The 16,141-nt window shown below is 43.9% G+C and carries 11 protein-coding genes; all 11 read right to left on the bottom strand.

Annotated features, from left to right (window positions below; genetic code table 11):
- Window positions 1-36 precede the first annotated feature (36 nt).
- The 11 genes from KFE98_11065 to secDF all read right to left on the bottom strand — a co-directional run bounded on the left by KFE98_11065 (window position 37) and on the right by secDF (window position 15,972).
- A complete protein-coding gene (locus KFE98_11065) occupies window positions 37-1,836 on the bottom strand; it encodes an alanine:cation symporter family protein (GenBank protein UTW60600.1) in 1,800 nt (599 codons plus the stop codon).
- A gap of 84 nt (window positions 1,837-1,920) precedes the next feature.
- Window positions 1,921-2,943, bottom strand: coding sequence for a potassium channel family protein (locus tag KFE98_11060; protein ID UTW60599.1), 1,023 nt, complete (start codon window positions 2,941-2,943; stop codon window positions 1,921-1,923).
- Window positions 2,944-2,952: 9 nt separating this feature from the next.
- The gene (locus tag KFE98_11055) at window positions 2,953-3,174 is read right to left on the bottom strand and encodes a PspC domain-containing protein (GenBank protein ID UTW60598.1); all 222 of its coding nucleotides are present in this window, start codon (window positions 3,172-3,174) and stop codon (window positions 2,953-2,955) included.
- Window positions 3,171-4,379: a DUF2851 family protein gene (locus KFE98_11050; GenBank protein ID UTW60597.1), complete on the bottom strand. Its 1,209-nt coding sequence runs from the start codon at window positions 4,377-4,379 to the stop codon at window positions 3,171-3,173. Before KFE98_11050 ends, KFE98_11055 begins: the two co-directional genes overlap by 4 nt.
- 177 nt (window positions 4,380-4,556) lie before the next feature.
- Entirely contained in the window at window positions 4,557-5,372 is an 816-nt protein-coding gene (gene pyrF, locus KFE98_11045; GenBank protein UTW60596.1) for an orotidine-5'-phosphate decarboxylase, read from the bottom strand.
- A gap of 46 nt (window positions 5,373-5,418) precedes the next feature.
- Complete coding sequence (gene prfA / locus KFE98_11040; protein UTW60595.1) at window positions 5,419-6,501, bottom strand: peptide chain release factor 1; 1,083 nt, start codon at window positions 6,499-6,501, stop codon at window positions 5,419-5,421.
- Window positions 6,502-6,515: 14 nt separating this feature from the next.
- The gene (locus KFE98_11035; protein ID UTW60594.1) at window positions 6,516-7,685 is read right to left on the bottom strand and encodes a phosphoribosylformylglycinamidine cyclo-ligase; all 1,170 of its coding nucleotides are present in this window, start codon (window positions 7,683-7,685) and stop codon (window positions 6,516-6,518) included.
- An 84-nt stretch (window positions 7,686-7,769) separates the two neighbouring features.
- Entirely contained in the window at window positions 7,770-9,902 is a 2,133-nt protein-coding gene (locus KFE98_11030) for an OmpA family protein (GenBank protein UTW60593.1), read from the bottom strand.
- A gap of 193 nt (window positions 9,903-10,095) precedes the next feature.
- Window positions 10,096-12,285, bottom strand: a complete 2,190-nt coding sequence (locus KFE98_11025) for a glutamine synthetase III (protein UTW60592.1) — start codon at window positions 12,283-12,285, stop codon at window positions 10,096-10,098.
- Between the two features lie 212 nt (window positions 12,286-12,497).
- Window positions 12,498-12,761 (bottom strand): twin-arginine translocase TatA/TatE family subunit, encoded by a 264-nt coding sequence (gene tatA, locus KFE98_11020; GenBank protein ID UTW60591.1) that lies wholly within the window; start codon window positions 12,759-12,761, stop codon window positions 12,498-12,500.
- 85 nt (window positions 12,762-12,846) lie between these two features.
- Window positions 12,847-15,972, bottom strand: coding sequence for a protein translocase subunit SecDF (gene secDF / locus KFE98_11015; protein ID UTW60590.1), 3,126 nt, complete (start codon window positions 15,970-15,972; stop codon window positions 12,847-12,849).
- Between the last annotated feature and the right edge of the window lie 169 nt (window positions 15,973-16,141).

The following is a 16,141-nucleotide window of genomic DNA, read 5'->3' as shown; positions in this document are numbered from 1 at the left end:
GTCTAAGGTTTGTTACAGGTTGCTGGCGGGGCGCTACTACTTGTAGCGCGTTATCTCACCGGTTCGAATCCGGTTAAAATAACTGATCATATCGGCTCTCACCTCTTTGGAAAGGAAAATGAGACCGAGTATGTTCGGGAAGGCCATTCCCAAAATCATCATGTCACTAAAATCGGTTACCGCATTCATCTGGCTTGCTGCCCCCACAATGATGAAGAAAAGGAAGATCAGCTTATAGACCAAACGAGTTGTTTTGGTGCGACCGAACAAATAAGTAAAAGCTTTTTGGCCGTAGTAAGACCAGGAAATCATGGTAGAGAAGGCGAACAGCAAAATGGCTACCATCAATACATACTTAAACCAAGGGAAAACACTCTGGAAAGCGGCAGAAGTTAAGTTAGCACCTTCCAAGCCTTCGGTATTGGTCGCATATCCCGTAAAAATCAAAACCAAAGCAGTCATGGTACAAACAACCACGGTGTCAATAAAGGGCTCTAACAAAGCCACAATTCCTTCACTAACGGGTTCGTTGGTCTTGGACGCCGAGTGAGCAATGGATGCCGATCCAACTCCAGCTTCGTTGGAGAAAGCTGCCCGTTGAAATCCTACTATCAATACACCGATAACTCCACCTTTCAAAGCACTGGCTGAAAAAGCCCCACTTAAAATAGCCGCAAAGGCGCCGCCGATTTCGGTGATATTGATACCAATAATGATGAGCGAAAACAATACGTAAAGGCCTACCATAAATGGTACAATCTTATCCGTTACTTTGGCAATGCTTCGGATTCCACCGATAATCACAATACCAACCAATACGGCCATTACCATTCCAAAGTAAACACCGTTACCCTGGAGGGCTGGAAACTCAGCAGACATTTGAGAAAATGCTTGGTTAACCTGGAACATATTTCCGCCACCAAAGGATCCTCCGATACATAGAATAGCAAATAAAATGGCCAGGATTTTTCCAAGACCTGCTTTATTCTGAGCAGCCAGACCACGACTCAGGTAATACATCGGCCCACCGGAAACGTGACCGTTGGAGTCAATAATCCGATACTTTACACCCAAAGTACATTCCGTAAACTTGGACGCCATTCCGATAAGACCCGCTGTAATCATCCAAAAGGTTGCACCAGCACCACCAATACTTACAGCGATCGCCACACCGGCAATATTTCCGAGTCCTACGGTAGCAGACAAAGCCGTAGCCAAAGCCTGGAAGTGGGATACTTCTCCTTTGTCATTCGGGTTATCGTATTTTCCCTGAACCAAATCCAGGGCATGTCTAAATCCTCGGAAATTGATAAAGCGCATTCTTATGGTAAAAAAGATGGCCCCTAATACCAACCAAACCACCACAAAAGGAATCGGTTTCTGAACAGGGGAACTCACAGGTGCAGTGCTCAATGCAGAAGCCAAGGGCTCTTTAACTTTCACCGAACCATCACTAACTGCCGCAACAGTATATACCTGATCGCTAATCACCACCCGATCTCCGGCACTCACCCCGGCCTTTCCATTGGGTGAAATTTGTAGATCAGAACTTCCTGCTTCACCTGAAACGGAAAATCCTAAATCTGAATCAACTACGGGCACACCTTCGTTGTAAACAACAGGGTCATATATCCCCAATTTGTCGAAGGGGTCAAAAAACAGAACTACATTTAAAGGTGCTACGAGGTAATTCCCGAAAAAGGCGTCGATCTTTTGATCCATAGAAACTGAATCGGCTGCCGTGGCATTTTCAGAAGATTGGGCGAAGCTATAAGAAGGAGTAGCTAAGAATAACACCCCGATCAGAACTAAAAGCAGGTTCTTTTTTAAACCCATGTGAAGCGAATATTATGGTTCGCTTCAAATATAGAAATTATGAAATATCCTCCACCGGACGTAAGGATGAATGGATCAGCTATTTTAAGGGGCTAATGCGTACTCTTTTTTGAGCTCTTCTACCAAGCGATGATCTCCTAAGACAAAGATCTTTTCTCCATTCTCTACAACCTGCTCTTGGTCGGGATTTAAGCGGTATTCCTGATCCAATCCTTTGATCCCGATGACGCGTAAAACACCTCCTCTAAACTCCTCAATTTCCTGAACCGTGTGGCTATTCTTGTTGCCCGCATGAAACACAAACTCATCGAGGTTGACGTCATGTTCGCTGTGGTAAATGGAAAGGCGATCCAAAAACTCATTCAAATCGGGTGTACTTACCAGAGAGGCCATATGGCTACCTCCTACATGGTCGGGCATAATTACACTATTGGCCCCAGCCAATTTTAGCTTGTTCTCTACCTTCAGTCCAGTAGCCCGACTAATGATCTTTAGCTTGGGATTAAGCTGGCGTGCAGTTAAGCATACAAATACATTATTAGCGTCACTTGGCAGGGTAGTAATCAAAGCCTTGGCCTTGTTGATTCCAGCCTCTACGATATTATTCTCATCGGTGGCATCACCTACGATATAAAGAGCGCCTTTGATGTGTTTAATCTTCTCGAGCTTTTCCTCATCCCGTTCAATCACTACGAAGCGTTCATGGTGTTTTATCAAACTGCTTACCGCTGCTTCTCCGTTGTTACCAAATCCACAGACGATGGTATGTCCTTTTAGGTTCGCGATCATTTGAGAGAGTTTATAGCTTTTGTAAAAGTTTCTGTAGTTACCACTTAAGAAGTTACGAGCGATGGTGGTTGCTGCGTAGGCAAAAGTACCAAAACTGCTCAGGATCAAAAAAGAGGTAAAGATCATTCCATCGGCATTCAGCTTCTTTACTTCTCCGAAGCCAACGGTACTCACTGTGATCAGGGTCATGTAAAATCCTTCCACAAAAGTGTATTGCTCCAGGTACATATAGCCATAAGTACCCAATAGCAAAATGCCTATGAGAAAGAGGATGGAAAAATAAAGGCCTTGGAAGTACTTCAGGGAAAGCCTAAACATAGAGCCGGATTACAAATCCCAAATGGAATGGTGATTTTGCCTAAAATATTTTTTGTTCTCCAGCAAAAAGGCCAGAATGAGGTAAATGATGACCGGTGAGCCAACTGCAATAAAAGAGCTGTAGATGAAAAATTTGCGAATCGACGAAGTGCGGATTCCAAATTTCTCGCCCATATACTCACAGACACCAAATGCCTGTTTTTCGAAGAATGCCTGTATACGATCGATCATTTGTGTAACAAGTATTTTCCTGAACTGCAAAATAAGCATTTTTTTTGCGAACAATAGTGTTCCTCCAATTCGAGTATGGCTTGCGAATCTCCAGCATGAGTTAGTGGCATAGCGAGCTTCTTCCATCTTTTGGTAATTCGGTTGAGCTCTGCCGGTAATTGAAAGAACTCCTGAAATACGGAATTTGAAACCTTCCCATGTTGATAAAGCCTAAAGCAATAAAGAATGGGGACCCAGGCATTAATGAGGAGGTGACTCTTGAGGCTTTTTGAATAGCTCCCACTACCTAAAAAGAAGGACACCCAATCGTCTAAATCGAGCTCGGAGCTCATGTCCAATAAGGGCTTACCAGACCAATGATGAGCGATTTCGGCGCATTGAAGAATTCGATGTATAGGACTGTTTTCGGGCCGAACTCCACCCGATTTCCATACCTTCTTCTCTATGGGAACGATGGAATATTTTCTTTGAGCATATTGAAACAGGGTAATGTATCGCTGCTTTTGTGGCGAATCGGATAGATGATCCAACCAACCCGACGCTCCTAAAAACCAAGCTTGAACTTCTTCGAGTGTAGCTCTCGATCGCCGGATCCATTGAATGGGTACCCGATTGGCCAATTGCTCCATGGCCTCCCCATTGGATGAATACCCCAATGAACGGGCCATAGCTATATGAAAAACCTGCCCCCAATCATAATTACCGGAAACCAACCAACGTTCAATTCGCTCGGACTTTCGTTTTAGTCGTTGATTGAGCAAGTCAAGCTTCCAATCTTCCCAAATGGATGAAGGCACCTGATCGATCTGCCTGGAGCAGGGAATGGACAACTTGGCATCCAAAGCTGAATGGGCAGAAAGGCTTTGCTCAGGCAAATAAGATTTGAGCTCCAAGGTCGGAATACCTCGTTGCTCGAGCTCCGGAATGGTTTTATCCTGATCGTATACTACATGTAGTACGATGCTCTGGTAGGATGGATCGTGATGGTGACCATGCCTAAACCAATCACTGGATTTGACGTGAATCTCTACTTGCCCGGCCCAGGTGTGGCCATCAAAGGCTATTCGGGCATTGGAGTAATCAGGACCGGAAAGATGATTTCGGGTACCGGGATTAAAAATGCGTAGTTGTTTCTGATCAAGGGTTTGTAGATTGGGCTGCAACAATCCGTATTCCCAAATACGGTAAAGGTCGGTTTCTTTCATCTTTGAAGGTTGGTTTCCTCAAAGATAACAGCTCTTCAAGTTCAATGCTGAATTTCGAATGCTGAATTTTGAACAACGATCGAAAGAGTCTCTTAGGTCAACCTATTACCTACGAATAGAAACGAAAAAAACTCAAAACTCACTTCTCTTCCGATGACAATCGGACCTCGAATCTGTCTAAAGGTAAACAGCCATTTTTTCCTGAAGCGCTTTTGCAGCCTGGCGACTTGCCTCTGCAAAGTTTTCATCCGATCCCGCATAGATGATGCCCCGAGATGAATTGATCAACAATCCACAATCTTCGTTCATCCCATACTTTACTACTTCTTCCAAACTCCCCCCTTGAGCCCCTACTCCGGGAACGAGGAAAAAGTGATTGGGGACCAGTTTTCGAACTGCAGCGATGTCTTCACCACGGGTGGCACCCACTACGTACATGGTGTTATCGGCAGTTCCCCATTGAGAAGAGGTTTCAATCACCTGCTCAAACAAACGCTTTCCATTAGCCAGAGGCAATTGCTGAAAATCGTTCGAACCCGCATTGGAAGTTAATCCCAGGATGACGACCCACTTGTTAGGATAAGTGTAAAATGGGGTAACAGAATCTTCACCCATGTATGGAGCTACAGTAATGGAATCGAAATCGAAGCCGGATTGCTCCTTATCGAAAACAGATTGGGCATATTGAGCAGCCGTGTTCCCAATATCGCCACGCTTAGCATCAGCGATAGTAAAACACTCTTCGGGAATGTGTTCAAGGGTTTTGCGCAGGCTTTCCATGCCGGATTCTCCCAAGGCCTCGTAAAAGGCGAAATTGGGCTTATAGGCCACACAGTAGTCCTTGGTAGCATCAACTATTGCCTTTCCAAATTCAAATACCGGATCTTCCAAATCCAACAAGTGCTTTGGGATTTTATTCAAATCCGGATCCAGGCCAACGCATAAAAAACTCTTTTTGGATTTGATCTGCTCAATCAGTACTGCTCTATTCATACCCCTTCTATTTCAACTACTCGTACTATTATTCTGGAGTCGTCAATTAAATCTCCATTCCTGCTTCAAGCTTCTCGGTGTTCTCAGCCATTCTCAACGAATCAACAATCTCGGCCATGTCACCACCGATAATACCGTCCAGGTTATACAAAGTCAAACCAATGCGGTGATCAGTTACCCTTCCCTGAGGATAATTGTAGGTCCGGATTTTAGCCGAACGGTCCCCGGTGGAAACCTGAGATTTTCTTTCTGCTGCTCTTTCCTTCTCTTGTTTTTCCAACTCCTGTTCGTAGAGTCTGGAGCGAAGTACTTTTAAGGCTTTGTCTTTGTTCTTATGCTGAGAACGACCATCCTGGCATTCCACAACGATACCCGTAGGAATGTGCGTCAAACGAACGGCGGATTCCGTTTTGTTTACGTGCTGACCTCCAGCCCCGGATGAACGATAGGTATCCACCTTAACATCATCCATTCGAAGTTCCACTTCCACGTCATCCACTTCTGGAAGCACGGCAACGGTGGCAGCCGATGTATGAACCCGACCTTGTGATTCAGTAGCAGGAACCCGTTGAACCCGATGTACACCACGTTCAAACTTGAGTGCACCAAAGACATCCTCTCCCATCACTGAGAATGAAATCTCTTTAAAACCTCCAACGGTTCCTTCATTCATGTTCATCATTTCGGTTTTCCAGCCCATACGTTCACAATACTTAGTGTACATACGGTACAGGTCACCGGCAAAAATACTGGCCTCATCTCCTCCGGTTCCAGCCCGAATTTCCATGATCACGTTTTTGGAATCTTCCGGATCGCGTGGAATTAAGAGGAACTTAATTTTTTCCTCTAATTCCTCTCTGGCAGGAACCAATTCATCCAACTCTTCTTTGGCCATATCCTTTAGTTCGGCATCCTCATCCGAATCCAAAATTTCCTTGGAGGTTTCTATATTTCCAAGAATGTCTTTGTATTCGTTATAGGCCAATACCAAAGGCTCTAAATCTTTGTATTCTTTGTTGAGCTTGACATAACGCTTCATGTCAGCTATCACCTCTGGGTCAACGATCAAATCGGCCACTTCGGCTCGCCTCTGCGCAATGCCTTCCAACTTATTTAATAATCCTGACATAGGGTTTCTTTCGATTAATACTCAAACGTTCCGTAAGGAGAAGTAATGGTAAGCTTTTTAGCTTCACTCGCTTCTACCCTGCCTACAATCTGGCTCTCAATACCAAAGGACTCAGCAATGGCCATCAAGGCATCAGCATGTTCAGGAGACGTGTATATTTCCATTCGGTGCCCCATATTGAACACCTTGTACATTTCTTTCCAATCGGTTCCGGATTGCTCTTGAATCATCTTAAACAAAGGAGGCACTGGGAACAGGTTATCTTTAATCACATGAACATCATCCACGAAGTGCAAAACTTTGGTTTGAGCTCCACCACTACAGTGTACCATACCATGAATGGCTGAACGATGACTCTCCAGCATTTTACGAATAACGGGAGCATAAGTCCGGGTTGGAGACAGCACCAATTTACCGGCATCCAATGGAGCTCCTTCTACTTCATCCGTTAATTGATAACCTCCGGTATAGACCAAATCAGATGGTACTTCCGGATCAAAGGTTTCCGGGTATTTCTCGGCTACACTTTTTCCGAAAACATCATGACGAGCTGAGGTCAATCCATTGCTTCCCATTCCGCCATTATACTCCTTTTCGTAGTTCGCCTGACCAAAAGAAGATAATCCAACGATCACATCTCCGGATTGAATGTTGTGGTTACTTACCACTTCTGAGCGCTTCATCCGAGCCACTACCGTAGAATCCACAATCACCGTTCGAACCAAATCGCCGACATCGGCTGTTTCTCCACCTGTCAAAGTAATGTTGAACCCTTCTTTTCTCAAGGTTTCAATGACTTCTTCGGTTCCATTGATAATGGCGGAAACGACTTCACCCGGGATCTTGTTTTTGTTACGTCCAATGGTGGAGGATACTAAAATTCGATCCGTTGCTCCCACACAAAGGAGGTCATCGATATTCATAATCAAAGCATCTTGAGCAATACCCGTCCAAACGGATAAATCTCCCGTTTCCTTCCAATAGGCATAGGCCAATGATGATTTGGTACCCGCCCCATCGGCATGCATAACTACACAGTAGTCTTCATCACCGGTTAAGTAATCGGGGACAATTTTGCAAAAGGCTTTTGGAAAGAGACCTTTGTCCAGATCTTTAATGGCCGCATGAACATCCGTTTTGTCTGCAGACACCCCTCTTTGATCGTATCTTGATTCCGTACTCATGACAGATAAAAAAAGGCGCCCCTGTTATGGAGCGCCTGTCTATAATGGGTTATTGTTTTATTCTAATTCTATCCCAACGGCTTGCTAGTTACCACCTTCAGAACCACCGGCTCCTTCAGTTCCTTCACCAGCACCTTGTCCTTCACCTTCTTCTTTAGGTTTAGGTTCAAAGTCGTCACGTAGTACAATAAATACTGTACGACGGTTTGCCTGGTGAGCAGCCTCTTTTTCTTCTTTCGTGGCTAAGCCATTAATGAAAGCTTCATCGTAAGATTGACCGTTAATTTCAACTGGAACATCTTCACCAAATCCTTTAGGCTCCAATCTCTCAGCATCAATTCCTTTAGAGATCAAGTAGTCAACACAAGTTTGAGCACGACGCTCAGACAGGTCTTGGTTAGCTTCAGCTGATCCACGGAAGTCAGTGTGGGCTTGAAGCTGAATAACGATGTTCGGGTTATCAACCAAAGTTTGATACAGGTCATCCAAACTATCAGCAGAGTTCACCTGATCGGTAATCATCAATTGATCATCACCCAATTTGTAAAGTACCGTCTTAAACTTGATCTCACCACAGTTGAAACACTGCAATTCAAAGTCATGAACGAAGGCAGTAGATTTACCAACACCTACTGTGGTTTCCTGACCTTTACTTCTCAAGTAACCTCTTCTCTTGAACTCTGTATCACCAGCAGAACAATCTGGGGCAACCAATTTCTCGGAAGAAGACTTAGATACGATAATGGTGTAGGAAGTATTTTCCAAAAGGTAACGTTCTGCGTTTTCCTTTTTGTCAAACAAATACTCACCGGCTTCATTAGTCAAGGTCTCAACAGAACTTCCATCGGTACCAATTAATTTTACAACCGCTCCGACAATCGGCTTCTTACAATCTTTCTGTACATCGCGAACGGTACCAGACAAGGTGTAAATCACCGGAGGCATCTTAAAGCTGTAGATATCAGATCCACCTTTTCCTTCAGGGCGGTTAGAAGCAAAGTATCCTTTGTTCTGATTTCCCAAGAAGAAGATTCCGTGATCGTGGCTTGCTGAGTTAATTGGAGGAAGCATGTTTTCCACATTGCCCCACTCGTTTTTACCTACTTGCTCTGCTTTGAAGATATCCATACCACCCATACCAGCGTGACCGTTGGAAGAGAAGTAAAGCGTTCCGTCATCTTTAATGAACGGGAACAGTTCGTCATCTGGAGTATTGATTCCAGCTACGTTTTGAGGAGCACCCCAAGCACGTTCAGTTTTGTCCCAAACGACAAACCAAATGTCCTTTCCACCTTTTCCTCCAGGAGCATCAGCGCTGAAAAACAACATCTGATCGTCTTTAGAAATAGAAGGGTGACCTACAGAAATGGTATCGGCAAAAAAGTCAACCTGTACGGGTTCAGCCCACTCGGTTCCTCTTTTTGTCGCCTTCCAGATTTTACATCCGGCGTATTTGTTCTTGTTAATTGGACAGTGGGTGTAGTACATTTCCTTGTCCTTTTTGGTAACCGTAACAGGACCTTCATTGTACTCCGTACTGATAGGTTCTGGCATGGCTTTAGGAATACTCCACTTACCCTTACGGTCCATTTCAGCCGTAAAAATATCGGTGAAGCCTTCTCCACTTCGCATGTCAATTTCGTTACCCGATGCATCAGGACGAGATGATACGAAGATGATGTCATCATTTTTCCGGCCAGTAATTACTGGGGAATAATCGAACTGCTTGGAGTTCAATTGAGACACATTTTCTACAATGAATGTGGATGGGTTGTCGGTCCATTTTTCAGCGAGCTCACAGCTCCTCACCCCTTCCTGACCGCGCGGGTCGTCGGGTTGAACCTCCATGTATTTCTGGTATTTTTCTTTGGCCTCGGTATACTTACCCTGGATTCGCATCACATCGGCCAGGTACAGGTAAACCTTGGTTTCCTGCTCTGTGTACTTGGCTCTTTCAGCCTTGCTCAACCACTCCTCGGCCAATTCTGCATTTTCAATTCTTCGGTAGCAATCCCCAATGCGGTATACGATCCGAATTTTTTCGGCTTTGTCTTTTTCCTTGGAGTAGGCTTTCTTGTACAGATCTACCGCCTCGTAGTAGGATTCGCTTTGGTAGGCTACATCGGCTTCGTTGGTAAAGTCTCTTTGGGCAAATAACCCTGTAGTAAACAACAGAGCAACGAACGTTAATAAAATAGCGCTTTTAGTTCCTTTCATAGATTCCAATAATATCGATCCGAGTCGAATGGTGGACAAATTAAACAATTATTTTATTGAATTCAAAGAGTTAAAATACAAGGCATAAGTGGCTCAAAAACAGAACAGGGGCGCTGCGGCAGGCCCCTGTTTCTGTACTTTTATATGATTTTCATAGGATATACACCCCATTAATTAAGGAAATTCACCCTCTCTATTTCGTAAACAACATCTCCCGGTATTTGGGTACCGGCCACAACTCATTATCAACGATAATCTCAAGATTATCCACATTATACCTGATTTCCTCAAAGAACTTCACCACATTATCGCAGTATGCTTTTGCTTGTTCAGCAGCATCTTCGATTTTGTTGGCTTCTTTACGGGCTAACCGCATTTCTTCTACTCGGGTTTGGAGAATATTTACTTTTTCAGAAATCTTTTCGAGGGTTTCAATTTGACTTGAGGCTACCCGCTTGAAATCATTTCCAAAAATTTCTTTCATTCCCTGAACGTTCTGCACCAGCTTGTTTTGGTATTCCAGGGCAGAAGGAATAATCTGATTCAGCACCATATCCTGCAAACAACGAGACTCAATTTGAATCTTCATGCGGTAGAATTCCTGAGCAATTTCGTAACGAGCTTCCAATTCAACTTCGGAGAAAACATTGTAGTTGGAGAACAAAGATTTCACCTCATCAGCAACTAAGAAATCCAATGCGTAAGGCGTTGTTTTTACATTAGATAGCCCTCTACTCTCCGCTTCTTCAACCCACTCCTGGCTGTATCCATCTCCTTCGAAACGAATCTTTTTAGACTCCACGATATAGGTTTTTAATACGTTAAAAATCGCATCATCTTTCTTCAATCCTTCGTTTTTAACGAGGGCATCAACATCCTTTTTGAATCGGGTCAATTGCTCAGCCATAATCGTGTTCAAAGCAATCATCGCAGAGGCACAGTTAGAAGCTGAACCAACTGCCCGGAACTCAAATTTATTTCCAGTAAATGCAAAAGGAGAAGTTCGGTTACGATCGGTATTGTCCAACATGATGTCTGGAATTTTCCCGATACGAAGTTTTAAATCCGTCTTTTCATCCGGGGTCAACTTTCCTTTTCCAACTTTTTCTTCAATTTCATCGAGAATAGCAGACAGCTGCGATCCGATAAAGGTGGAAATAATGGCCGGAGGCGCCTCATTGGCACCCAAACGATGATCATTACCAGCAGAAGCGATAATGGCTCTTAAAAGGTTCGCATGACGGTTTACGGCAGCAATGGTATTCACGAAGAAGGTCAAAAACCTCAAATTCGTCTTTGGGTTTGCTCCCGGGCTCAACAGGTTAATTCCGGTATCGGTACCCAAGGACCAGTTATTATGCTTTCCTGAGCCGTTCATTCCCTGGAAGGGCTTCTCGTGCATCAACACGTGAAAATTGTGCTTAGCGGCTACTTTTTCCAAAAGATCCATGATCAACTGGTTGTGATCTACAGCGCTATTCACCTCTTCGAACATGGGTGCAACCTCAAACTGATTAGGCGCTACCTCATTGTGGCGAGTAGTAACCGGAATACCCAATAACAATGATTCGGTCTCAAAGTCCTGCATAAAGGCCATGGCACGATCAGGAATGGATCCAAAGTAATGGTCATCCAATTGCTGTCCTTTAGAGGAAGAATGACCAAACAAGGTTCTTCCGGTCATCACCAAGTCAGGGCGAGCCATAAACAAAGCGGAATCTACCAAGAAGTACTCCTGCTCCCAACCCAAGGTAGGAACTACGCGAGAAACGTTTCGGTCAAAATATTTCATAACGGCCAAAGCCGCTTTTTCCACTGCAACGCTCGACTTCATCAAAGGAGCCTTGTAATCCAAAGCTTCTCCGGTGTAGGAAACAAAAATGGTCGGAATACAAAGGGTCTTCCCAATGATAAAAGCAGGAGATGTAGGATCCCAAGCCGTATATCCACGTGCTTCAAAGGTGTTACGAATTCCCCCGTTCGGAAAGCTCGAGGCGTCTGGCTCTTGCTGTACCAATTGTCCCCCACCAAATTTCTCAATGGCCTTGCCACCACCAGATGGAACGGCAAAGGAATCATGCTTTTCAGCAGTACGCCCGGTCAATGGCTGAAACCAGTGCGTGTAATGAGTTACCTTTTTGGATAACGCCCAAGCCTTCATTGCTGAGGCCACCTGATCGGCTATGTTGCGATCAATTCGAGTTCCCTTCTCCATGGAGTCGATTACACTGGTGTAAGCCTCACCTGAAAGGAATTGCTTCATTTTTTCTACGTTGAAGACATTCTCTCCGAAGTAATCAGAAATCAAATCAGATGGAGGGGTTGGCCAATTGGGTTCGCGGTTAAAAACCTGTTCAAGGGCCGAAAATCTGAGCGTTGCCATAGTATTTTGTTTAGATTTCCGGCAAAGGTGGGTATTTTTGGGGGCAAGTCGGTATATTTTGCAAAAAAATTACTCAAACCCCCTATTTTCATCTCAAAAAACTAACCAAAATCACATTTTCAAGAATCTAACCCCCTATTTTTTGAGTCACCAGGAGCCAAATGTAAATTTTGGCCATAAAAAAAGGCCTTCATTCAGGCCTTTCAAATTTTTTATTGGGGTTTGCGTGAAGAAACATTTTCTTCAATCTCTTTTTTCGTCTTTTCAATGTCCTCCTGAACATCTTTTACGCTATCGTGAATATCGCGCTGAATATCGTTGGCAGCATCTTTAAATTGCCTAATCCCTTTTCCAAGTCCTCGAGCAAATTCTGGAATCCGCTTCGAACCAAACAACAGAAGGATTACCAAAAAGATGATAAAGACCTCTCCTCCACCAATTCCATTTAGGAATAGAAATACCGCATTGTAAATCATGCCACAAAATTAAAATAAAAAGGGGTGCCAAAGCACCCCTTTATCTGGATCCCGATAAACGAGAATCCTATATATGTTTAAAGACTTAAGCGTCTTTCTTTTCATCCTCATCCTTGGTCAAGTCAATAACCGCAGGAGTTGCAACACATAGAGAGGAGTAGGTACCTACTACAACCCCAACCATCAAGGCAAATACAAACCCACGAATAACCTCACCACCGAAGGCGAAGATCATCAACAATACCAAGAAAGTACTCAAAGAGGTATTGATCGTACGACTCAAAGTACTGTTCAATGCTTCGTTTACCACTTGCTTGTAAGGTCTGTTTTTGTGTAGACCTACGTATTCACGAATACGGTCAAACACAACCACGGTATCGTTAATCGAGTACCCCACAACAGTAAGGATAGCAGCGATAAAGGCTTGATCAATTTCCATAGACCATGGAGCGATTCCATAGAAGATGGAGAAGATACCCAACACCACTAAAACGTCGTGCGCCATAGCAACCAAGGCTCCAACTCCAAACTGAAGTTTACGGAATCGAGCTACGATATAAGCGAAAATAGCGATCAAGGAAACCAATACAGCCCAGAAAGCAGACTGCTTAATGTCGTCTGCAATGGTAGGACCAACCTTTTGAGAACTCATTTTCTCAAACTTGTCACCCATGGCATTCAATCCCTGGAACATAATTTTTTCTACTTGGTCATCCGCATCTTTAGAATCCGAGTCGATCATGAAGTTGGTGGTAATTTTCACCTGATTAGACTCACCAAAAGTTTTCACTTCCGGAACGTCAGCTACTCCATTCTCATCTACAAATACAGCAGAAAGTGCTTTACTCACTTCAGATACATCAGCTGGGTTTTCGAAACGAACGATGTAAGTACGTCCACCTGAGAAGTCAACACCCAAATCAAATCCTTTAGTGGCCATAGAAACCACACCGGCAACGATGATCAATCCAGAAATGATGTAGTACGTTTTTCTCTTGGCTACGATCTGCCAGTTGATGTTTTTGAACGCACCATCCGTAATACTTGTAGCAAACGAGAAGTTGTCTTTGCTCTTCATCTGCCATTCGAAAATCAATCGAGTAATGAAAATAGCGGAGAACAAAGAGGTACAGATACCAATGATTAATGTCGTAGCAAAACCTTGGATAGGTCCTGTTCCAAACACGGCCAATACAATACCTGTCAACAAGGTAGTAACGTTCGCATCAATGATCGAGCTATACGCACTGTTGTAACCATCAGCGATGGCCAGTTTAATTCCTTTTCCAGCGGCAAGTTCTTCCCGAATACGCTCATAAATCAGAACGTTCGCATCCACCGACATACCAATGGTCAATACGATACCTGCGATACCAGGGAGGGTAAGTGTTGCACCCAAACCGGTCAATACTCCGAATACAAAGAAGATGTTTGCAATCAAAGCAATGTCGGCAACAACCCCTGCACGAGCGTAGTAGAATACCATGTAAACAAGGATCAAAGCAAAGGCAATCAAGAATGACATGATACCGTCTGAAATAGCTTCTTCACCAAGCGATGGTCCTACAACTGCTTCTTCAATAATCTGAGCTGATACAGGTAGCTTACCCGCTTTCAATACACTGGCAAGGTCAGCAGCTTCCTGCTGAGTAAAACGACCAGAGATAGATGAGCTACCACCTTTAATTTCTTCATTTACACTTGGAGCCGAGTAAACCAGGCTATCCAACACAACCGCGATTGATTTCTTTTCCTCTGCTGCTTCACGGGTCATGGTACGCCACATTTTAGCTCCAGAAGGATTCATCACCAAGTTAACCTCAGGATTACCCATTTGGTCACTGGTTACTTTAGCATTGGTTACCGCATCACCTTCCAGGCGAGCAGTACCATCACGCTTCAATACACGAATAGCGTAAAGAGCATAGCTATCACCATCCTCAAACAAAGGCTGGTTGTCGCGATTCAAAGCAGGCTTAGCTGCATAGTAGAAGCGAATGTTTTTTGGGAAAAAGCGAAGTACTTTTTCATCTCTCAACAATTGCTTCAAGTCTTTCATGTTGCGTTCCAACACATAACCTACAACAGGCCCTTCAGCAACAGGATTACCTTGAGCATCTTGGTAGTAGTTGAAACGAACTTTAGAAATCAATGGATTTTTACGAGCAAATTCCGCATCCGTAAGTTGAGCATCCAGCCCTTCACTTGCCGTATCAGAATCACTGGCCAAAGCGTCCAACAGATTATCTTCTTCTGATGAATCCGCATCGGCAGTAGCCAACTCTTCGTTCAAATCAGCTTCTACAACCTGATTCGTATCAACCGAGTTAGAATCAAGTCCTAAACCTGCTTCAGCAGTTTCTTCAGGAGCTCCTTCCAATTCGATCAACCCTTTTAAATAGGTATTAGCCTGATCGAAAGATCCAAGAACTTCACCTACATCATAGGTTTCCCAGAACTCCAACTTAGCTGTTCCTTGAAGAATTTTACGAACCCGAGCAGGATCCTTAACACCAGGAAGCTCAACCACAATACGATCGGTAGCGCTCAGTCTTTGAATTTTTGGCTGAACCACACCCAAGTTATCGATACGCTTACGAAGTACCTCTTCGGTATTCTTCACGGCTGCTTCCGACTGCTCACGAATGATCTGAAGAACTTCCTCATTTGTCGCCGTACTTGGGAACATTTCCTTGTTCTGACGAGTTGAGAAAATTGAAGTCAGCTGAAAGCTTGGGTCAATCTTGTTAATTTCTTGTCCAAAAAGGGATACAAAGTTGTCGCTTCCACTTTTCTGGGCTTCTTTGGCGTTGTTAATGGCTTGACGAAAGGTCGGATCGTTGCTCTTGTCGGCTAGTTCTTCGATCAATTCAACTACGGAAACTTCAAGAGTTACGTTCATACCCCCTTGGAGGTCAAGACCCTTGTTCAACTCCCGTTGCTTACACTGACTGTAAGTATAGCCTAAAAGCGGATAAACCTCTTCGTTGTTTTTGGAGAAAAGGTAGTCGGACTCAAACTTGTTCAACAACATTACTGAATCAGCTGATGGCATGTCCGGGGTTTCAGCCAAGGCCGAATCCAACTTGCTCATCGCTACTTCAGCAGCATCCTTCTCCACACTGTTGGTCACCCAAGTAAACGACAATTCGCGTACACAAGCAAGGGCGAGTAAAACAGTAAAAATCCACAGAGCGGTTTTGTTCTGCATGTTTTATCCAGAATTTAGTTAAAATTTAAAAGGCTGCAAATATAGAACTTCAATTCTATTTTGCCAATTCGAATTTTCTTGGTGCAATTTGCTGGTTTATAAGTAAAAAGGACCGGTTGCTTAAATCGCGAACCGGTCCTCCTGTAGGTATTTTAACTGGATTAGATTT

This window comes from bacterium SCSIO 12741 (assembly GCA_024398055.1).
Classification (GTDB): Bacteria; Bacteroidota; Bacteroidia; order Flavobacteriales_G; family Salibacteraceae; genus SCSIO-12741.
Note: the sequence above shows the minus strand (reverse complement) of the source record. Positions and strands in the feature narration are given on the sequence as shown.